Origin of the sequence: Gottfriedia endophytica (genome assembly GCF_017814275.1) — a bacterium.
In the GTDB taxonomy this organism is placed as follows: Bacteria; Bacillota; Bacilli; order Bacillales; family Bacillaceae_G; genus Gottfriedia; species Gottfriedia endophytica.
In genome coordinates this window covers 47,533-67,463 of sequence record NZ_JAGIYQ010000016.1, presented here as the reverse complement: position 1 = coordinate 67,463, position 19,931 = coordinate 47,533, and the positions used below count along the sequence as shown (strand labels likewise).

Below are 19,931 nucleotides of genomic sequence, written 5' to 3'. Positions count from 1 at the left end.
CCATACCCTAATTATACATTAAATGCTTGTTATGAAATGGGTATTTGTTTGAAATATCAATAAATAAGTCCGGAAATTTTCGGTTTAATTTTACATCGTCCATGGTAAGCAAAGATCAATTTTTTCTATAAAGCATGAATAAGAAACATATAAACTTCAAATGCTACTAACTGAAAAAATTGATAAAAGGTAGGTATGTTTATGAAAAAATATTTGTCGCTTATGATTGCAGTTGTTTTTCTTATTCTAACATCTATTACAAGCTTAGCTAATACAGATGAAAGGGTTCAAGCTAAGTTTACTCCAAAAGCATGTAACTATGAAAAACTACAAAGAAAGTTATGGCATGAATACGTACATTGGACGAATAGTTTTATTGTTAGTGATATAGCTAATTTAGAAGACAAAGGTGATGTACTGAATAGACTTTTGAAGAATCAAGATGATCTAGGGAAGTCTATTGCACCATACTATGGAACAAATAATGCAAAACAATTTGCGAAGCTACTTCGTGAGCATATTGTAATTGCTGGTCAAGTTGTAGATGCTGCGAAAGCAGGTAATACAAGTGATTTAGATAAGTACAATAAACTATGGTATAAAAATGCAGATGACATTGTAGCGTTTTTACATAAATTAAATCCTAATTGGTCGAAAAAAGTTCTGACGGATATGTTCTATACTCATTTAAAATTGACTACTGATGAAGCTGTATTTTACTTGAAAAAACAATGGAAAGATTATATTAACGCTTATGATAAAGGCGAAAATCATATGTTAATGTTTGCGGACATTATTTCTAAAGGAATTGCAAAACAATTTCCAAAAAAATTTTAATTTATCTCTTTAAATTTAAAGGCATTCCAAATCCGTTGGAGTGTCTTTTTACTGCTTATCCTATCTTTTCCTTCCTTTAGAAGGAGATAAAATGTTTAAATGGAATAGAGAGATGGTAGCTATAGTTATAGAATCTATAAGATATTCAATTAAAAATTTAGGAGAATATTATGTTTGTAAGAAAAGCACATCAAATAAAGAAAGAAAAGTCTATTTCGGAGCTTTTTAAAATAAAGATTGGACAATTAGAACAATGGCTCTATATAAGAGGTGAAGATCGAGATAAGCCTATAATATTAAAGGTACATGGCGGGCCAGGCAGTGCAAGAATCGGATTTGCTAGAAAATCTCAAAAGGAACTAGAAAAACATTTTGTAATCGTTAATTGGGATCAAAGAGGTGCTGGTTTATCATACTCCAAAAAGATACCTTCTGAGACAATGACGATCAATCAAATTGTAAATGATACAATTGAAGTGACAAATTATTTACGTGAACGGTTTCAACAAGACAAAATTTATTTATTAGGACATTCTTGGGGGACCATTATTGGTTTATTGGCAGTTCAAAAGGAACCTCAATTATTCCAGAGATATTTTGGTGTGGCACAGTACGGGAATTATATCGAAAGTGAACAATTATCTTATAATTTTCTTTTAGAAAAAGCAAAAGCAATAAATAATAAAAAAGCATTTGAAAAATTATCTAACATGGGATTGCCACCTTGGAGTAATCTTAAGCATGACAGAGTTCATCAAAAGTACATGGAAGTATTTAGTGGAGGCATTTCTCGTGATGGGAAATTGCTTAAGAAGTACGTTAAGGACATTTTTACAAGTGGTGAATATGCTTTGTTTGATATTATTAATCTTTTAAAAGGTCAATTTTTTAGTATGAAACATTTGCAAGATGAAATGAAAAAGATAAATTTTAATCATGATATTCAAAACATCGAAGTTCCAATTTACTTTTGTATGGGAAGGCACGATTTGATGATCCACTATGAGCCGTCTTATGAATTTTATAAAAAAATAGAGGCTCCAGAAAAATATTGGATATGGTTTGAAGATTCTGCTCATTCTCCGATGATTGAAGAGAAAGATAAATTCCTTTCTTTATTAATAGAAGAAACAAATAAGGATTTATAATCTAGTACCTTTTACTCTTTAAAAAAAATCAATAAAAAAGACTGCCATATAAAATCGGCAGTCTTTTTTATGTTACTAAATACTAGCTTGTTCTGTATTGTTTACTAGTATTGAAAGTACCCACTGACACCATTCTACTTCATCCTGCTCAAGTTTTAGTTTCCTTTTAAATAATATGTATCTTCCGAAATGACTTGCTGTTGGATCCAATAATTGTTGTCCATATGCTAGTTCCATTTCCGCAATTTTTTCTTTTCGGAAATCTATTTTTTTTTGATAAAAATCAATACGTTCGTTAAAAAGTTCACTAGCTGTTTCAGTGTCAGTTAACCAAATGGCGTATGCTTTTATTAAAAATTCATCTCTTGAAACTGGTGGGGATGGCTTTGTCGCAATCCATTCAGATAATACTTCTTTTCCTTTTGGAGTAATCGTATAGATTTTTTTATCTGGCTTAGCTGTTTGATGTTCATAAACAAAAGTAAGCATATCGGCATTTTCTAATTTTTTTAGTAAAGGATAGATTTGACTATGTTTAGCTTGCCAGAATGTTTCCAAAAATTGGGTTAACTCATAGCCTGTACAAGATTTTCGAATGAGCATACTAAGTAATGCATATGCAAGAGAGTTCATTTTCAACCTCCTTATTTAATGTCTAGTATATCATGAAAACAAAATAAATATTATATAAATATTTACATATATAAATATTGACATATAATCACGTTTGGGAATATACTTTTAAAGTACAGTAATTAAAAAGATCTAAAAATTTGAGGAGGTATATGATGGGAAATCCAAATGTAAATGAGAATGTAATGAGTAAAGAAGACCATTCTTCTCATTCGTTAAAGTCGATTTTTAATCAAAATAAATCTGCTTGGGCAGTTGCTTTTGCATGTATTGTAGCGTTTATGGGAATTGGTTTGGTTGATCCAATCCTACCAGCCTTAGCTTCACAATTACATGCTAGTCCAAGTCAGGTATCTTTATTATTTACAAGCTATTTATTGATTACAGGTATCGTTATGTTAGTTACGGGATTTGTATCAAGTCGTATTGGACCTAAAAGAACTTTATTATTCGGGCTATTATTTATTATTGTATTCTCGTGTTTAGGAGGACTGTCCAATACGGTAAATCAATTAATTGGTTTTCGTGCAGGATGGGGATTTGGTAATGCGTTCTTTATCTCAACTGCACTAGCGGTAATTGTAAGTGTTGCAAGTGGTGGTACAGAAAATGCAATCATTCTATATGAAGCAGCAATCGGACTTGGGATGTCTGTTGGACCGTTACTTGGGGGATTTTTAGGGAAAATGAGCTGGCGCTATCCATTCTTTGGAGTAGCAATCTTAATGTTAATTGGTTTTATTTTAATCTTTGTATTAATAGGGGATTTACCAAAACCTGCAAAGAAAATCTCATTAGGAGAACCACTTAAAGCTCTAGGTCATGGCGGATTATTATCAATTGGTATTACTGCATTACTTTACAACTTTGGATTTTTTACGTTATTAGCTTTCTCTCCATTTGTATTAAGAATGGGAGAATATGGAATTGGTTTTACGTTCTTTGGATGGGGAGTACTTTTAGCATTTACTTCGGTAGTGGTTGCTCCTAAACTTCAAAGAGTTTTCGGTACTATGAAAACAATGTACGGAGTTTTATTCTTATTTGCAGTAGATTTAGTAATTATGGGATTAAATATTGAATCAAAGGCTACACTAGTTGTTTGTATTATTCTTGCTGGTGCACTACTTGGTATTAACAATACATTAATTACAACGGCTGTAATGGAAGTTTCTCCAGTGGAACGATCTATTGCCTCATCTGCATATAGCTTTGTTCGCTTTGTTGGGGGAGCCATTGCTCCATGGCTAGCAGGAAAATTAGCAGAATGGTTTAACCCACATATTCCATTCTATTTTGGTGCTTTTGCTGTATTAGCTGCTTTATTAGTATTATTTTCAGGTAGACGATTTATGGGTTCTATTGAATAATCTTCAGAAGTATAAAACATCAAATATGATTAATAAAACAGTTTATTTAGATTTTTAGCGGCACATTTATCATACAAATTAACACTCAAAAAGGAGCGGAAAAAATCTGCTCCTTTTTTCAATTACTTATTTTAGTTTCGATAATTACAAACAAAGTAAGAAAAATAACCTTTTTTGCCATACTAATCTTTAGAAAGAACTTGAATGAAGGTAGGCAAAAAAATGAACAACTTACAAAAGTTAAGGATATTTCACACATCAAATAGATGGACAATTGCAGTATTTATTACAATTGGTATTAGCATGTTAATTGATGAACTTGGTAATCTATTTGGTTCAACCGGAATCTTATCAATGGGGGCAATTGCCAAAAGCTTAATGTCAACAATGATTGGTTTTGTCATTCCAATCATGTTTGGTGCTGATGGACTAGTTATTTTTTCAACAATGATTGCGTCATGCTTAGGAGCAGGTGCAATGTATTTGAATGATCTCAATGAAATTTCGATTGCAGTTGGTAATCCAATTGATGCACTAACTACAGCTTTAGTGGCGACGTATTTTGGAAAAAGATTAATGGGTAAAGTAGTATTTGATATAATCATTGTTCCTCTTGGAATTATTATTGTAGTAGGCAGCATTGGATTTGGATTATCTAAGTTCATTGATCCTATATTCCAAATAATTGGTCAATATATTAATCAAGTAACTGAAGGTAATCCTTTACTTTTATCGATTATTTTATCGATTGTCTGGGGATTCTTAACATTTTCACCTATTCTATCTGTGGCACTAGCTATTGCATTAGATCTAAATGGACTTGCTGGAGGTGCTGCTTTAGCAGGTTGTGTAGCTCAATTTGTAGGATTAGCAGCTATATCCAATAGGGAAAATGATTTGAAATCGTCAATTACTTTATCGATTTGCACACCAGCAATCTTACTTCCAAATATCCTGGAAAATGCTTGGATTGTGTTACCTTCATTAGTATCAAGTGTAGTTGCAGGTGTGATTTCAACTTTACTTTTTCATATTGAAGTTGGAAAAGGTATAGTGGGGATCGGGTTATGTGCATTAGTAACGCCAATTTCATTACTTTCTGAGTTTGGTATAGGTATGTTAATCCCTATGATTGTAACGTATCTACTAGTTCCTATTTTTATTACTTATACTTTATTTTTTATTTTAAAAAAGCAAAATCTGATTAGAAGAAATGATTTAGTCATACAAAAGCAATTTTATTAATCTTTTAATTAGGTTCTTTTTTAAAGATTGTTGCTTTTAGGTTTTGTAATTTAAAAAACAGAAGTTGATTGGAACGGAAGGGTATGCGACGAGGAGGCTCAACTCACGCCCCAAGGAAAGTGAGCATCCTGGAATGGAAATCAACTTTCTGAATAGCAACAATGTATACTAAAACAGACTTTAATTAAGAGAAAATAAAGAATATTATATTAAAAAATTAAGGGAATGCCAGTAGGGTTAATAAATGGTATAATATTTCTTACTATGCTTATCAATTAGATAGTAAGAAAAGGATTTGAAAAATATGTTAAATAATAAAGTGTTACAAAAAATAGTTGAAATTGTTTCTGAAGAAAATGTAAAGTTAGATGAAATTTTAAAAAATCATACTGCAACTAAACTTGGTGGAAAAGCGGATTATTTTGTTACACCAACTACTGTTGAACAAGTGAAAAATATTGTTACTTTTGCTAAAGAACATTCGATTCCATTGTTATTAATTGGTAATGGATCTAACATGGTCGTAAAAGATGGTGGATTTAGAGGCATTGTCTTAAATTTAAAAAAGTTTAATAACTTAACAATTAATGAAAATAGAATGGTTGTCCAAAGTGGTGTAAGTATTATTGAAGCTTCAAGAAAAGCTCTAGAAGCGAATCTTACAGGACTAGAGTTTGCTTGTGGAATCCCAGGTTCTATTGGTGGAGCACTAGCGATGAATGCAGGAGCATACGGTGGAGAGATACAAGATATAATTGTTAGCACAGTTGTTATTTCACCAGAAGGCGAAGTGCTTACTTTATCTAAAGAAGAATTAGAATTAGGATATCGTAAAAGCATTATTGCCAAAAAAGGCTATATTGCGCTAGAAGCTACCTTCCAATTAGAAAAAGGGAATTATAAAGAGATTAAAGAAAAAATGGATGATCTTACTCAGAAAAGAGAAGAAAAGCAGCCATTAGAATATCCTTCTGCTGGTAGTGTTTTTAAACGTCCTCCAGGTCATTTTGCAGGAAAATTAATTCAAGATAGTGGCCTTCAAGGAACAAATATTGGTGGAGCTGAAGTATCATTAAAACATGCAGGTTTTATTATTAATAAAGATAATGCTACTGCAACAGATTATATTAACCTGATCAATCATGTTCAAGAGGTTGTAAAGGAAAAGTTCGGTATAGAATTAGAGAGAGAAGTAAAGATTGTTGGAGAAGACTTATAATAACTTGTTAAAAGTACTCACTTATGTGGGTGCTTTTTTTTTTTTTTATAAAGGCTTTATTCTAAAAGATTGTTTTTAATTTTAAAGAGAGAAGTTGATTACAACGGAAGGTGCGAGACTCCTGTGGGAATAGCGAGGAGGCTCAGCTCACGCCCCACGGAAAGCGAGTATCCTGGAGTTGTAATCAACTAAGGCATTCTAATATAGCAACAATGTATACGAAAACAGCCTTTATAAAAGATTGTGTTACTAAAAGGTTTTTGGAACATTGTAATGATGTTTTATTTGTTCTAACAAACCCACTCAAATAGTTAGATCAGAATTTTAATACTTACAAATGGAAAATATACTCATAGAACGAAATAAAGAGGTGAATGATATGCACTGGATCCAAACTACATTTACACAATATCCTGAGCTTGCATTGTTTTTTACATTAGCTATTGGTTATGCAATTGGAAAAATAAGAATTGGTACTTTTACGATTGGAGCTGTACCAGGTGTATTAATTACTGGGGTTATTGTTGGTCAACTTAATATTACAATTAATCCAACAGTCAAAGCCGTGTTCTTTCTATTATTTTTATTTTCATTAGGTTATAACGTTGGTCCTCAATTTTTTAAGGGTTTAAAGAAAGAGGGATTACCTCAAGTTCTATTTGCAGCCATAGTTTGTGCTGTAGGACTCGGATGCACAGTACTAGTAGCAAAATTATTAGGATATAATGCTGGGCAAGCAGCTGGATTAGGGGCAGGTGCATTAACACAATCTTCGATGATTGGTGTTGCACAAGATGCAATTGCTCATTTAAGTGGTACTGCCACAGCAAAAAAACAAATGTCAGACTTTGTTCCAGTAGGCTATGCCGTAACATATATTTTTGGAACGATTGGAGCGGCATTTTTAATTTCTATAATTGGTCCAAAAATATATGGTGTAGATATTGTTGAAGAGTGTAAAAAAATTGAACATGATATGCATCATAATAAGGCAATTGTTAATGATTCGGTTGTTGATAAAACTGAAAAAAAATCAATTGAAACAGATATTATTTTCCTATCTTTGGGAATTTTACTTGGAGGTCTAATTGGAATTCCAGCGTTAAAGGTTGGTGCGGTAGGAATCAATTTATCAACTAGTGGTGGGGCACTAATTATGGGCTTGTTTTTTGGATTAATTCATTCGAAAAAACCAAAAGTTGGTCTAATTCCAAAAGAAACAGTTTGGTTTTTAAGTAATATGGGATTATCTGCATTCGTTGCAGTGGTTGGTATTAATGCTGGTCCTGGATTTGTAACAGGATTAAAGCATTCTGGAATTAGTTTTTTCTTTGCTGGGATTGTTGTCACATTAATTCCTTTGATTGTGGGAATCTTTTTAGGTAAGTACATATTTAAATGGAATGCAGCTATTACATTAGGTGCATGTGCAGGGGCACAAACTTCAACTCCCTCACTTGGTGCAATATGTGAAAAAGCAAAAAGTAACGTTCCTGTATTAGGATATACTATCCCATATGCAATAGGTAATATTCTTTTAACTGTCTGGGGTACGGTGATTGTTTTATTCTTTTCTTAGGATCTATTCTCGTGAATATCAACAATGTTGTTTAACATAGCCTAATATAAGATCATTCATTCTAACTTCATCTTTACACATAAGAAATGAGGAGTAATATGCCATTAGATAAATCTGATAAACGAAGAAAATTAATGGAAGGTTACAAAAAATTAAGTCCATTCGAGCTAAAGGATAAGTTATTGGACTTGGCAAAAGCTACTCAGAAAAAACGAGTTCGCGCCATGTTTAATGCGGGGAGAGGAAATCCGAATTGGACGGCTGCTACCCCAAGACAGGCTTTTTTTACATTAGGGCAATTTGCAGTTGAAGAAACACAGAGGATTTGGAAAGATGGCGATCTAGCTGGTATGCCATATGGTAAGGGAATTGCAGACCGATTTTATACTTTTGTAAAAGAACATAAAGACTCTCCAGGAATCGAGCTCTTAAAAAATATCGTGGATTATGGAATAACGAAACATAACTTTGAACCCAATCGTTGGATTTACGAATTAGTAGATGGAATTATTGCTGACAACTATCCTGTTCCAGATCGAATGTTATTACATACCGAGCAAATTGTCCATGACTATATAATGAAAGAATTATGCAGTAATCAACCAATAGAAGGAAAGTTTGATCTATTTGCAGTTGAAGGTGGAACGGCTGCAATGTGTTATATTTTTGATTCTTTGGTAGCAAATCATTTGTTGGAAAAAGGAGATCGCATCGCATTAATGGTTCCAATTTTTACACCCTATTTAGAAATACCACATTTATCTAGATACGATTTTCAGATCGCTCCAATTTTTGCGAATGCTCATAATGAAGAAGGGTATCATACTTGGCAATATACAAATGAAGAGTTAGATAAAATTGCTGATCCAAATGTAAAAGCACTATTTGTTGTCAATCCAAGTAATCCACCATCCGTTGCCATCAATAAAGAGTCTATGGAGTATTTAAAATCCATTGTAAAAAATAAAAATCCAAATCTGATGATTATTACTGATGATGTATATGGTACTTTCGTTGACGATTTTCATTCAATCATGTCAGAACTTCCGTACAATACAGTTGGTGTTTACTCCTATTCAAAATATTTTGGTGCAACAGGGTGGCGTTTAGGTGTAATTGCACTTCATCAAAAAAATGTGTTTGATCAATTAATTACGGAATTGCCTCAGGATCAAAAAAAAGAGTTGTTGAATCGCTATGAAACGATTACAACTGAACCAGAAAAAATCCAATTTATTAATCGGATTGTAGCAGATAGTCGTCAAGTAGCGTTAAACCATACAGCTGGATTATCAACACCACAACAAGTGCAAATGGCTATATTTTCTGCTTTTGCATTACTAGACGAAGAAGACAAATATAAAAGTCAAACAAAAGCAATTTGTCGCCAACGAAAAAAATTGCTATATGATCATTTAGGTGGGATTAAAATACTAGATGATAAAAATAGTACTTCCTATTATACTCAAATCGATTTAATGGTTTGGGGAAAAATAAAGTACGGTGAGGAATTTATTCAGTATTTAAAAGAAAATTATTATCCTACAGATTTATTATTTCGGTTAGCAGAAGAGGATTCAATTGTATTATTAAACGGAGCTGGGTTTAAAGGTCCTGAATGGTCAATTCGAATTTCACTTGCTAATTTACAAAATGAAGATTATATCGAAATTGGTAAAGCTTTAAATCGTGCATTTGAAGAATATGCTGAAGACTGGCGAGCTTCAATAAGAAAGAATAACAACTGATTTTTGGGTAAAAAAAGAAGGATAGGAAAGCAGAAGTATTGATATTATCTGCTATTTCTATCTTTTTGTGTACTACAAATAATGATTCACCTTCAATAAAAGGCTGTTTTCGTATACATTGTTGCTATTTTAAAAAGTGTTAGTTGATTACAACTCCAGGATGCTCCCTTTCCGTGGGGCGAGAGCTGAGCCTCCTCGGCAAGCCTGCGGGGTCTCAGCCTTCTCGCTATACCCACAGGAGTCTCGCACCTTCCATTGCAATCAACTTCTGTCTTTAAAGTTAGAAATCTCAAACGAAACAATCTTTTAGAAAAGGGCATCCAAGGAATCAACTACTTGGATAGAGATTATGTATAATAACATCTAACGGCACTTCGTTAACTACAATAGTTAAATGTTCATCATTACAATATTCACTTTTCAATTTTTTAACTTCTATTTTATTTTGCTTCATCTAATCCCTGACTCTTTGTCAATAATCTGTTAGTATCTTCATATAAGATATCTCACTACTGACTTGTGATCGTATTCAACTATCGCATGCGGTTGTTTAATAAGAATGTATCTTAATCTTTACTCATCCTTTTTATCGTTTCTTCAAACATTCTTCTATAGTGCATTAATCCAAAATTTTCTTCAAGAAAACTTATTCTGCTCCATAATGCTTCTTCATTATAACCTTTAAAATCCTCAACTAAGGTTTCAGTAAGGTTATGAAAAGTATGAGCTATGTGAAATATCTCTTCAGTATCATTGCAATTTTTTGTATCTAATAAAGCTTGGTGAATTAATACTTTGTAAGCTTGCTTTCTTATACTTTCCAAAAGAATCCTCCAACTATTTTAAATTATGAAAGTTAATACATTGAAGTCTAATTCAACTATCGCATGCGATAGTTGAATTATGTAAATTAATTAAATTAAGTTTTGTGTGGAAAATATACCTAGAAAAAAAGAGCAGGTCGTTTTATAATAACGGGTTCCCTTTTGAGGTGCAAACATTGCAAATCACATCACATTTTTTGTCACTAATATCAATGGAATTCTCTAATTAAATAACAATAATAAACGCAGAGAAGGGATAGCTTAATCGCTATCCCTTCATCTTAATTTAACTATCTAATCCCGTTGGTTGAAGAAAGTTGTTGTCTGTTTTTATTGAGTGTCTTCATCGCTTTTGTACTCCAAAATATCACCTGGCTGACAATCCAAAGTCTTACATATCGCTTCTAATGTTGAAAAACGAACCGCTTTTGCTTTCCCATTTTTCAGAATGGAAAGATTCGCCATCGTAATCCCAACCCTCTCCGAAAGCTCCGTTACGCTCATTTTTCGTTTTGCTAACATCACATCAATATTAATAATAATTGCCATATCCTCCACCTCAAACCGTTAAATCATTTTCTGATTTTATGTTAATCGCTTCTTGTAGAAGCCGTTGGAGAACAGCAGCAAATACGGCGAACACCATAGAGGCGAAAATAATGACCAATCCGATTGGAATGATAAATGGAGGGTCAACTCTTTCCGCCATGAGATAGTAGAGTGGCATACCTAGCAGGTACAAGGTACTGACCGTGATGGCACAGTATTTTATATTCTTTAAAGCCTTTATCGATAATTCCGAGAACGCTTGGTTCTTATCAATATAGCTTAAAAGTTTAAAAGCTTGATACAGAGCAAAGTAAAAAGGTATCGCTGCCGCGTACATATCGATTAAAACGAGAGATTTCATATAAGCAATATCTGGATACAATTCTCCAGCAAAATTCCCGAACTTAGGCACCAAAAATATGCACAATGCAAGAACTGGGATTCCTATAAAAATAACAGCTAGCTTTAAAAAGAGTGTCGTAACTTGTTTCATAAAAAGCACCTCGCTTAATTAATGACAACATGATTTTATCATACGTTTTATTGTTTTGCGATAAATTAGTATTGTTTTTCATTATATTATTATTGTTACTGAAATATCCTTTTAATTTTGACAAAAATAAAAAGCATTTCTCATTACACAGAAATGCTCTTAATTTAAAATGTTAAATTTACAGCAATAATTCCCAAGACTTTTTCCAAAGACCCCATACAAAAAGAAACACACTAGAAACAATTAGCCCCCAAAAGATGTAACCTACCGAATGATCCATTTCTTCACACTCTTGTCTATTTGCTGTTTTATCAATATCTTATATTTCCTTGTACAACAATCCTGTTTGTCAAACAAATAAAAAGGGCTACCGAAACAGCCTTATGATCTTCAACTAACGCATGCGATAGTTCAATAAGAAACTATAAAAATTGAAATTATTTATTAAAAAAATCAAACCCTAGTGCCAATATTACAATTAATAAAGCAATGGCATGAATACAAATAGATACTATGCTAGTAATCTTTGCTGATCGTGCAAACACTTTCCCTTTTTGATTAAATCTTTCAATCTCTTTCATACTTTCTTTTGTAATAACTAAAGCAATAACAGCGATTATAAAACCTAATGGTATGATAAACGAAACTATTGCCAATGTTAATGCTAATTTAGATTTAGGATTTGTTATTTCCATTAACTTCCAACCTTTTTCGTTTTTATTTATATCTTCGTACACTCTACTAATAAGAGATTTTAACACTTAATTTAACCTTATTCTACATGTAAAATTCTTATTCAACTATCCTGCCAGTTAGTTTAATAAGAAATAGACGATATTCAAACCTATTAATACTTTATTCATATTCTTAAAAAAGGATTTTATAGAAAAAAAACGAATACTATTTGGAAATTGAAAGAGGTGAAAGTTATGAAAAAAGTATTAGTATTAGGTGGAACTCGCTTTTTTGGTAAAAGATTAGTAGAACAATTAATAAATGCCAATTACGATGTAACGATCGCCACTAGAGGGTTAACGAAGGATGATTTTGGTGAAAAGGTAAAACGTATTGTATTTAATCGGGACAATCCTAATTCAATGGAGCAACTAGCACAACAATCATGGGATGTAGTATATGATAATATTTGCTATTCTCCAAATGAAGCAAAGGAAATAGTTAATGTATTAAAAGGAAAAGTAGGTAGGTTCGTTTTTACTTCTACATTAGCAGTCTATGAGGAATGTAAAAATGTGATAGAAGATAGATTTAATCCTTATACTTATCCTATTCAGTATGGGAATAGAGAAGACTACACATATGCTGAAGGTAAAAAATTAGCTGAGGCTATTCTTTTCCAACAGGCAGACTTTCCGGTAGTTGCTGTTCGATTCCCTGTTGTGATTGGTGAAAATGATTATACTGAAAGATTACTGTTTCATGTTAAGAAAATTTGGAATCATCAAGAGCTTGTTATTAAAAATCTTGAAAATGAAATGACGTTTATTACGGAGGAAGAAGCAGGTGAATTCCTTAATTGGTTATCTACAAATGATGTAACAGGTCCAATAAATGCTTGTTCTAATGATGTCATCACATTTAATGAGTTAATCCAAATATGTGAAGAAGAACTTGGAATAAAAGCGAATATTGTAGATCAAGGAGAGAAAGAAAACCAATCACCTTATGATACATATAGCCATACATATTTAAGCAACCAATTAGCAAAAGATTTAGGTTTTAAATTTTCAAATGTGAAAGACGAGATAAAAAAATTAATTCATTCTTATCAAAAGAATCTCGTTAAAAAATGAAATATGACTAGGTTCTAATGTTTTAAAAGAGCACCTTTTAGTGTATAAATATTGTAAAAAAGGACTTCCTTTTAAGAAAAGAAAATTTTAATGGATAAGAAACTTTAAATTATAGAAGGTAAAATGAAAAAATTGTTGAAATAAGTAAGTATCTACAAAATAATTTTAATTAAGATTCCTTTGAGTGAGGGAGAGTGATTGAAATGTAGAATAAGAGAAAATGATTTCATTAAACAGAATTGGAAGCGGTTACGAAAAGGTGTTTTTTTATCTTTAATATCATATTTTAATTGAAAGTCTATATAGAGTTAAAAGTAATAGAGCATACACATAGATTAAATAATAATGGTATTTTTTAGGCTCTTTTTTTAATGATTGTTGATTTTAGGTTTTGTAATTTAAAAGACAGAAGTTGATTGAAACGGAAGGGTGCTCGACTCCTGTGGGAGATGTGGGAAAGCTGAGACCCCACAGGAGCGTATGCGACGAGGAGGCTCAGCTCACGCCCCAAGGAAAGCGAGCATCCTGGAGTGGAAATCAACTTACACATACTTTAATAGCAACAAAGTCTACGAAAAAAGCCTTTTATAAAATTATTTATCTGAATATTACAAGTATTCTTTATTATATTTACCTGAACTAAACCAATAATTAAATCATATTTTTTTGAAAGGGGTAAAAAAATGAGTAAAAGTAAAGTATTAACTTCATTTGAAGAAGCAGTATCTGTGGTTCAAGATGGATCTACCATTATCGTTGGTGGGTTCGGATTATGTGGTATACCAGAAAATTTAATATTTGCTTTACGTGAAAAGGGAGTAAACGATTTAACGGTCGTTAGTAACAACTGTGGAGTGGATGATTTTGGACTTGGACTACTTTTAGCGAATAAGCAAATTAAAAAAATGGTCTCTTCATACGTAGGAGAAAATAAAATTTTTGAAAAGCAGTTCCTAAGTGGGGAACTTGAAGTAGAACTAGTACCCCAAGGAACATTAGCTGAGCGAATTCGTGCAGGCGGAGCAGGTATCCCAGGTTTTTATACAGCAACAGGTGTAGGTACTCCTATAGCAGATGGGAAAGAACTTAAGGAATTTGATGGCAAAACGTATTTACTAGAAAAAGGGATTGTTGGAGACGTAGCGCTTGTTAAAGCTTGGAAAGCCGACACTCAAGGGAATCTTGTATTTAGAAAAACAGCAAGAAATTTCAACCCATTAGCAGCAATGGCAGGAAAAATCACGATTGTAGAAGTTGAAGAAATAGTAGAAGTAGGCGAGCTAGAGGCAGATGAAATACATACACCTGGAATATACGTTCAACATGTGTTAGTTGGTCAAACTTATGAGAAAAGAATAGAACGCCGTAAGGTTACACAGTAAAGGAGGAATCGAAATGGATGTAAGACAAATCATTGTAGAGCGTGCTGTTAAAGAGATACAGGATGGAATGTATGTAAACTTAGGTATTGGACTACCAACACTGCTAGCAAATTATATCCCTACTGGAATGAATGTAATGCTTCAATCTGAAAATGGCTTACTAGGTATTGGACCTTATCCTTCAGAAGAGCAAGTTGATCCTGACTTAATTAATGCTGGAAAGGAAACAGTTACTGCTGTTTTAGGAGCTTCCTATTTTGATAGTGCGGAATCTTTTTCAATGATTCGCGGTGGCCATATTGATTTAGCTATTTTAGGTGGTATGGAGGTTTCACAAGAAGGTGACTTAGCGAATTGGATGATACCAGGAAAAATGGTTAAGGGTATGGGGGGTGCCATGGATTTAGTTAATGGAGCTAAAAAAGTGGTAGTAGTCATGGAACACGTAAATAAGTACGGAGAAAGTAAAGTTAAACAAGCATGTACACTCCCTTTAACTGGTAAAGGTGTCGTTCATCGATTAATTACTGAATTAGCTGTGTTTGATTTTAATGATGGAAAAATGACATTAGTTGAAAAATCACCTCATACTACAATTGAAGAAATAAAAGAGAAAACAGAAGCTAGCTTCATCGTTCATCCAAATTTATTATCTGAAGTTTAATTTAATTTAAGAGAAGATTAGAAATTATGTAGAGTAATAGAAATGAAGTTAGGAAACCTTTGCAAAACCAAGCAAAGGTTTCCTTAAACATGAAATAAATAACATATAGAGAAAGTAGTTGATTAGATTGAATAAAGATCATGTAGTTATTGTAAGCGCTGTCAGAACGGCAATTGGAAGTTTTAATGGTTCACTTAAAAATGTTTCTGCTGTTAAATTAGGAGCAGCGGTTATCGAAGCAGCTCTTCAAAAGGTAAATTTAAATCCTGAGTTAGTTGATGAAGTGATCATGGGGAATGTACTGCAGGCTGGCCTTGGACAAAATCCAGCACGCCAAGCTGCAATATTAGCAGGAATTCCTCAAACGACATCTTCATTTACAATTAATAAAGTTTGTGGTTCTGGATTAAAGACTGTTCATTTAGCAGCACAAGCTATTTTGTCAGGTGAGTCAGAGATTGTTGTTGCTGGTGGTATGGAAAACATGAGTCAGTCACCATATCTTCTTGAGGGAGTTCGTGAAGGGTATAAAATGGGGCATCAAAAAGTAGAAGATAGCATGATCAAAGATGGATTATGGTGTGCCTTTAATGATTATCATATGGGAATAACAGCTGAAAACTTAGCTGAAAAATATACTATTTCAAGGGAAGAACAAGATCAATTTGCTTTAGAAAGCCAACAAAAAGCGGAAGCTGCGATAAAAGCTGAACGTTTTGTAGAAGAAATTGTACCAATAGTAATTCCTCAAAGAAAAGGGAATGATATTGTATTTAAGGATGATGAATTTCCTAAATTTAATACAACAATGAGTGTTTTAGAAAAGCTTAAACCAGCATTTAAAAAAGATGGAACTGTTACTGCTGCAAATGCTTCCGGAATAAATGATGGTGCAGCTGCACTAGTCTTAATGAAGGAAAGTAAAGCATTGGAACTTGGTCTTAAACCGTTAGTAAAATTAGTTGGAAATGCAATAGCTGGTGTAGATCCAAGTATAATGGGAATCGGCGCAGCAGCAGCGATTAAAAAAGTTTTAGAAAAAACGGGGTTAACAATAGATGATATGGATTTAATTGAAGCAAATGAAGCATTTGCTGTTCAATCTATTGCTGTTAGCAAAGAATGTAACTTTGATCCAGCTAAAGTAAATGTTAATGGTGGTGCAATTGCTTTAGGTCATCCGATTGGAGCAAGTGGTGCCAGAATACTTGTTACATTAATTCATGAGCTAAAAAGAAGAGATGAGAGTTATGGTGTAGCTGGGCTTTGTATTGGTGGAGGACAGGGAGTAGCGAGTATTATTGAAAATAGTAAATAGTAAAAGATATTAAGGGAGTTAGGTTACTAACTTCCTATTATTATTTCTGTTAAACAGCTAATCAATAAATAAAGCTTAATAGTTCAAAAGATTTGTGATAATATTGGTAAGCTAAATTTTTATTAAAAAGGGGGAGATAATTTCTATGATTCCATTAAATAATATGATGAAGAAAATCGTTCGAAGGGCAACTTTCATTCTTTTGGTTGCATTTTTAGTAGTAGTACTTATACCTGGAAACGAGAAATTATTTACTGATGATGTAAAAGCAGCACAAATTCCTGCAAATAATACTACAAAACCCATTACCATAACATTTGCTGGTGATGTAATGTTAGATAAAGGTGTTGGGGCTAGGATTAACAAATATGGTGTAGATTATCCTTTTAAATATGTTAGTCCTTATTTTAAAAACTCAGATTTATCTGTTGTAAATTTAGAAACGTCTGTATCAACAAGAGGTAATGCAGCAACTAAAGAATTTACATTTCGTTCTCAACCGAAAACTGTTCAAGGAATTAAAAATGCTGGAATAGATATTGTTTCATTAGCGAATAATCACACTTTAGACTACGGTCCAGTTGCTTTATTCGACACGATGAATTATTTGAAAAAGGCAAATATCGGCTATACAGGTGCTGGGAAAAATATTGATGACGCTTTTACAGCACAATATAGAACAATTAATGGGAAAAAGATAGCGATCTTAGGAATAAGTCGTGTATTACCGGATACTTCTTGGATGGCAAGTAAGTCGAGAGCTGGTATTGCATCAGGTTATACGATGAATCCTATGATGAGCTATGTGAAGAATGCCGTTAAAAAGTCTGACTACACAATTGTTTTCGTTCATTGGAATAAAGAGCGTATGGATTATCCAGAGGCTTATGCAAGAACAATGGGTAAACAATATATTGATGCTGGGGTAGATGTCGTAATTGGTGCACACAGTCATTCTTTAATGGGTACAGAGCTGTATAAAGGAAAACCGATTTATTATAGCTTAGGAAATTTCGTTTTTGAGGGCAATAGTAGTCCAAAGGGAAAAGAATCGATGATTGTAAAGCTGACATTACAAAATAATAAAGTATCTAGTTCAATCATACCTCTTCATATTGATAATGGTCAGCCTAGACCTGTTAACAACGCATACAACCAAACGATAATTAAGAAATTAAATAAGCTATCGTATAATACAAAGTTTACTTCGACTTGCTCAATGGTTTCTAAATAGTCTAATAGGTTGAAAACAAAATGCGATTTGGTCAGTAAATTCAACTGAATAAATCGCGTTTTTCACTATTATAATAGAATAACAACAAATGGATCTAAGTAAGTTAATATCGATTCTTGAACTTTTTTTAATATAGAAAGAGGAAGATTAGAAGGTCCTGCCGAAAAATAAAATACACGCGACATTTATTAGACATCCTTTATCTATAGTTTTTTCAATATTCTTACTTTTATGTTTGGAAAAATCGTTTTAGATGGTTATGAAACAAAGGAGGGAAAAGACAGTAAAAACGAAAAGGGATGGATAAGATGAGCGGTAAGCAACTTACTAATAGGCGTAGTTCAGTTTTGGAATTAACATTTAGGCTTACATAGAGTGCAAGTTATTAAAATTACTATTTTATGAGGTGAGTATAAAAATGAAAAAGTTAGCTGTTATGTTATTAGGTGTTTCACTAGCTATTCAACCATTTCAACATGTTGGAGCAAGTACAAGTTCAAATCTAGATTTGACGAAAGTATATAAAGAGTTATATGCATCCGAATTAGCTTTAAATAATGATGTATATAAAAACTTAAATAAAAAAGTAAGCGAAATAAGTAGTGCGTCAATTGATCAAAAGAATACGTTAGGAGATTGGAAAGTCATTAATGTTGCTGGAAAAGGGAATATTGATGAGGGTTTCGAAGCAATTGCACTTGAAGACCCATCAAATACAGAGGTAATTATTGCTTATAAAGGAACAGAAGGAAAAGATGGTGTAGACCCACTACCAAGAGACTGGAGTGATAATTACAAATCATATGAAGATCCAACAACGCATCTTGTCGTCCATCCTCAAGATGCAGAGGATAAGGCTTTTACAAAGCAAGTGATAGATGACGTGACTAAAGATAATCCAAATGTCAGTATCTCTTTAACTGGACATGGTATGGGTGGCCACTTAGCACAAAGTGCAAAAATAAACTTAGCACTTAGCTATCCTGTAGTAACATTTAATTCAATGGGAGCTGTAGCGACTGCATATAAAGATAAATATTTGGATGCAATGAAAAATACAACAAACTACATTATTACTGGTGAAGATGTAGATGGTAAAAATAAAATGTACGGAATGGTTAACGTAGGAAATAATGTTTATGTTGATGTGACTAGTCCAAAGTCTTCAGAAGATAAAAGTTTAATTTCTACATTTTATCAAACTCTATCAACTTATAAAGTGTACGCAAATGGAAAATTTGTAAAATCATTTGGTAAATTTAATGATGCAAAAAAATATGCTCTGAGTAATGTGAAAACAGACATTCAGTTAGTGCAACCAGATTTCTCATATAAATCCATTTGGAAAAATACTAACCAGTATGCTGTTTATTACCATCAATTAATTTTAAATACATTTAGTGATTTAAGTAGCTCAAAGGTATTTGCTAATGGGCAGGCTGGTAGAAGAGTAGTAGATTTGAAAACAGGTAAAAATGTTTACTTTAAAACTTCTGTCGCATATCGTTATGGTGTTTATGTAGGAAAAGATAAATTAGATGTATTTATCTCTACAACTGATGCAATTGCATTTGCTAAGAAAAATAAAAATAGTGTAGTAAAAGATGAGAAAACAGGTAAAGTAATTTATCCAACTAAAAAGTAATTCTTTAGGACATCTTCATTTTATATTTTGAATGGAGATGTCCTTTTCTGATTTGTTCAAGTCGCTTCTGCTTTTCTATTTGTCTAGCTGCACGGGCTACCTCCTCGGCCATTTCACAACCAACAAGTGAAGGGAAAAGCACCCTTCCCTAGTTGGTTGCTCCAATGTCTTTCGGAGGTAAGCAAGCCCGTTCCGCTTTTTTAGATGTCTAGCTCCAGCGCCTAGCTCTTCG

Annotated in this window: 18 protein-coding genes; 13 read left to right on the top strand and 5 right to left on the bottom strand. The window is 32.8% G+C overall.

Annotated features, from left to right (window positions below; all coding sequences use genetic code 11):
• The first annotated feature begins 201 nt into the window (after window positions 1–201).
• Window positions 202–837 carry a glycosyltransferase gene (locus J5Y03_RS17375; protein WP_209407268.1) on the top strand — a complete coding sequence of 212 codons (636 nt, stop codon included), beginning with the start codon at window positions 202–204 and terminating at the stop codon, window positions 835–837.
• Between the two features lie 170 nt (window positions 838–1,007).
• Entirely contained in the window at window positions 1,008–1,985 is a 978-nt protein-coding gene (locus tag J5Y03_RS17370) for an alpha/beta fold hydrolase (protein ID WP_209407267.1), read from the top strand.
• A 75-nt stretch (window positions 1,986–2,060) separates the two neighbouring features.
• Here the strand turns inward: J5Y03_RS17370 and J5Y03_RS17365 are convergent, their stop codons facing one another.
• Window positions 2,061–2,618, bottom strand: a complete 558-nt coding sequence (locus J5Y03_RS17365; protein ID WP_209407266.1) for a PadR family transcriptional regulator — start codon at window positions 2,616–2,618, stop codon at window positions 2,061–2,063.
• Between the two features lie 185 nt (window positions 2,619–2,803).
• On the opposite strand from J5Y03_RS17365, the gene J5Y03_RS17360 reads away from it, so the two are divergent.
• The 5 genes from J5Y03_RS17360 to aspD all read left to right on the top strand — a co-directional run bounded on the left by J5Y03_RS17360 (window position 2,804) and on the right by aspD (window position 9,779).
• Window positions 2,804–3,988 carry an MFS transporter gene (locus tag J5Y03_RS17360; protein ID WP_209407290.1) on the top strand — a complete coding sequence of 395 codons (1,185 nt, stop codon included), beginning with the start codon at window positions 2,804–2,806 and terminating at the stop codon, window positions 3,986–3,988.
• A 204-nt stretch (window positions 3,989–4,192) separates the two neighbouring features.
• Window positions 4,193–5,233, top strand: a complete 1,041-nt coding sequence (locus tag J5Y03_RS17355; protein ID WP_209407265.1) for a PTS sugar transporter subunit IIC — start codon at window positions 4,193–4,195, stop codon at window positions 5,231–5,233.
• Between the two features lie 304 nt (window positions 5,234–5,537).
• Window positions 5,538–6,452 carry a UDP-N-acetylmuramate dehydrogenase gene (murB, locus tag J5Y03_RS17350; RefSeq protein WP_209407264.1) on the top strand — a complete coding sequence of 305 codons (915 nt, stop codon included), beginning with the start codon at window positions 5,538–5,540 and terminating at the stop codon, window positions 6,450–6,452.
• Window positions 6,453–6,831: 379 nt separating this feature from the next.
• Entirely contained in the window at window positions 6,832–8,031 is a 1,200-nt protein-coding gene (locus J5Y03_RS17345) for an aspartate-alanine antiporter-like transporter (RefSeq protein WP_209407263.1), read from the top strand.
• Window positions 8,032–8,129: 98 nt separating this feature from the next.
• Window positions 8,130–9,779, top strand: a complete 1,650-nt coding sequence (aspD, locus tag J5Y03_RS17340) for an aspartate 4-decarboxylase (RefSeq protein WP_209407262.1) — start codon at window positions 8,130–8,132, stop codon at window positions 9,777–9,779.
• A 566-nt stretch (window positions 9,780–10,345) separates the two neighbouring features.
• Here the strand turns inward: aspD and J5Y03_RS17335 are convergent.
• From J5Y03_RS17335 to J5Y03_RS17320, 4 genes are all read right to left on the bottom strand, one after another.
• Window positions 10,346–10,603 carry a hypothetical protein gene (locus J5Y03_RS17335; protein ID WP_209407261.1) on the bottom strand — a complete coding sequence of 86 codons (258 nt, stop codon included), beginning with the start codon at window positions 10,601–10,603 and terminating at the stop codon, window positions 10,346–10,348.
• A gap of 330 nt (window positions 10,604–10,933) precedes the next feature.
• Entirely contained in the window at window positions 10,934–11,152 is a 219-nt protein-coding gene (locus J5Y03_RS17330) for a helix-turn-helix domain-containing protein (protein WP_004434885.1), read from the bottom strand.
• Between the two features lie 10 nt (window positions 11,153–11,162).
• A complete protein-coding gene (locus tag J5Y03_RS17325; RefSeq protein ID WP_209407260.1) occupies window positions 11,163–11,645 on the bottom strand; it encodes a DUF2975 domain-containing protein in 483 nt (160 codons plus the stop codon).
• A 437-nt stretch (window positions 11,646–12,082) separates the two neighbouring features.
• A complete protein-coding gene (locus J5Y03_RS17320; protein ID WP_209407259.1) occupies window positions 12,083–12,406 on the bottom strand; it encodes a hypothetical protein in 324 nt (107 codons plus the stop codon).
• A gap of 168 nt (window positions 12,407–12,574) precedes the next feature.
• Here J5Y03_RS17320 and J5Y03_RS17315 point away from each other — a divergent pair, with 168 nt between their 5' ends.
• The 6 genes from J5Y03_RS17315 (at window position 12,575) to J5Y03_RS17290 (ending at window position 19,699) form a co-directional block, all read left to right on the top strand.
• The gene (locus tag J5Y03_RS17315; RefSeq protein WP_209407258.1) at window positions 12,575–13,456 is read left to right on the top strand and encodes an NAD-dependent epimerase/dehydratase family protein; all 882 of its coding nucleotides are present in this window, start codon (window positions 12,575–12,577) and stop codon (window positions 13,454–13,456) included.
• Between the two features lie 683 nt (window positions 13,457–14,139).
• Entirely contained in the window at window positions 14,140–14,838 is a 699-nt protein-coding gene (locus J5Y03_RS17310; RefSeq protein ID WP_209407257.1) for a CoA transferase subunit A, read from the top strand.
• A gap of 13 nt (window positions 14,839–14,851) precedes the next feature.
• A complete protein-coding gene (locus J5Y03_RS17305) occupies window positions 14,852–15,502 on the top strand; it encodes a CoA transferase subunit B (protein ID WP_209407256.1) in 651 nt (216 codons plus the stop codon).
• Window positions 15,503–15,629: 127 nt separating this feature from the next.
• A complete protein-coding gene (locus tag J5Y03_RS17300) occupies window positions 15,630–16,820 on the top strand; it encodes an acetyl-CoA C-acetyltransferase (RefSeq protein ID WP_209407255.1) in 1,191 nt (396 codons plus the stop codon).
• 145 nt (window positions 16,821–16,965) lie between these two features.
• Window positions 16,966–18,054 carry a CapA family protein gene (locus J5Y03_RS17295; protein ID WP_245208946.1) on the top strand — a complete coding sequence of 363 codons (1,089 nt, stop codon included), beginning with the start codon at window positions 16,966–16,968 and terminating at the stop codon, window positions 18,052–18,054.
• Between the two features lie 418 nt (window positions 18,055–18,472).
• The gene (locus J5Y03_RS17290) at window positions 18,473–19,699 is read left to right on the top strand and encodes an alpha/beta hydrolase family protein (protein ID WP_209407254.1); all 1,227 of its coding nucleotides are present in this window, start codon (window positions 18,473–18,475) and stop codon (window positions 19,697–19,699) included.
• Window positions 19,700–19,931 lie beyond the last annotated feature (232 nt).

Excerpts from the sequence above, each read along its gene's own strand:
- J5Y03_RS17375 (WP_209407268.1), top strand. The coding sequence starts at position 202 with ATGAAAAAATATTTGTCGCTTATGATTGCAGTTGTTTTTCTTATTCTA.
- J5Y03_RS17370 (WP_209407267.1), top strand. The coding sequence starts at position 1,008 with ATGTTTGTAAGAAAAGCACATCAAATAAAGAAAGAAAAGTCTATTTCG.
- J5Y03_RS17365 (WP_209407266.1), bottom strand. The coding sequence starts at position 2,618 with ATGAACTCTCTTGCATATGCATTACTTAGTATGCTCATTCGAAAATCT.
- J5Y03_RS17360 (WP_209407290.1), top strand. The coding sequence starts at position 2,804 with ATGAGTAAAGAAGACCATTCTTCTCATTCGTTAAAGTCGATTTTTAAT.
- J5Y03_RS17355 (WP_209407265.1), top strand. The coding sequence starts at position 4,193 with ATGAAGGTAGGCAAAAAAATGAACAACTTACAAAAGTTAAGGATATTT.
- murB (WP_209407264.1), top strand. The coding sequence starts at position 5,538 with ATGTTAAATAATAAAGTGTTACAAAAAATAGTTGAAATTGTTTCTGAA.
- J5Y03_RS17345 (WP_209407263.1), top strand. The coding sequence starts at position 6,832 with ATGCACTGGATCCAAACTACATTTACACAATATCCTGAGCTTGCATTG.
- aspD (WP_209407262.1), top strand. The coding sequence starts at position 8,130 with ATGCCATTAGATAAATCTGATAAACGAAGAAAATTAATGGAAGGTTAC.
- J5Y03_RS17330 (WP_004434885.1), bottom strand. The coding sequence starts at position 11,152 with ATGGCAATTATTATTAATATTGATGTGATGTTAGCAAAACGAAAAATG.
- J5Y03_RS17325 (WP_209407260.1), bottom strand. The coding sequence starts at position 11,645 with ATGAAACAAGTTACGACACTCTTTTTAAAGCTAGCTGTTATTTTTATA.
- J5Y03_RS17315 (WP_209407258.1), top strand. The coding sequence starts at position 12,575 with ATGAAAAAAGTATTAGTATTAGGTGGAACTCGCTTTTTTGGTAAAAGA.
- J5Y03_RS17310 (WP_209407257.1), top strand. The coding sequence starts at position 14,140 with ATGAGTAAAAGTAAAGTATTAACTTCATTTGAAGAAGCAGTATCTGTG.
- J5Y03_RS17305 (WP_209407256.1), top strand. The coding sequence starts at position 14,852 with ATGGATGTAAGACAAATCATTGTAGAGCGTGCTGTTAAAGAGATACAG.
- J5Y03_RS17295 (WP_245208946.1), top strand. The coding sequence starts at position 16,966 with ATGATTCCATTAAATAATATGATGAAGAAAATCGTTCGAAGGGCAACT.
- J5Y03_RS17290 (WP_209407254.1), top strand. The coding sequence starts at position 18,473 with ATGAAAAAGTTAGCTGTTATGTTATTAGGTGTTTCACTAGCTATTCAA.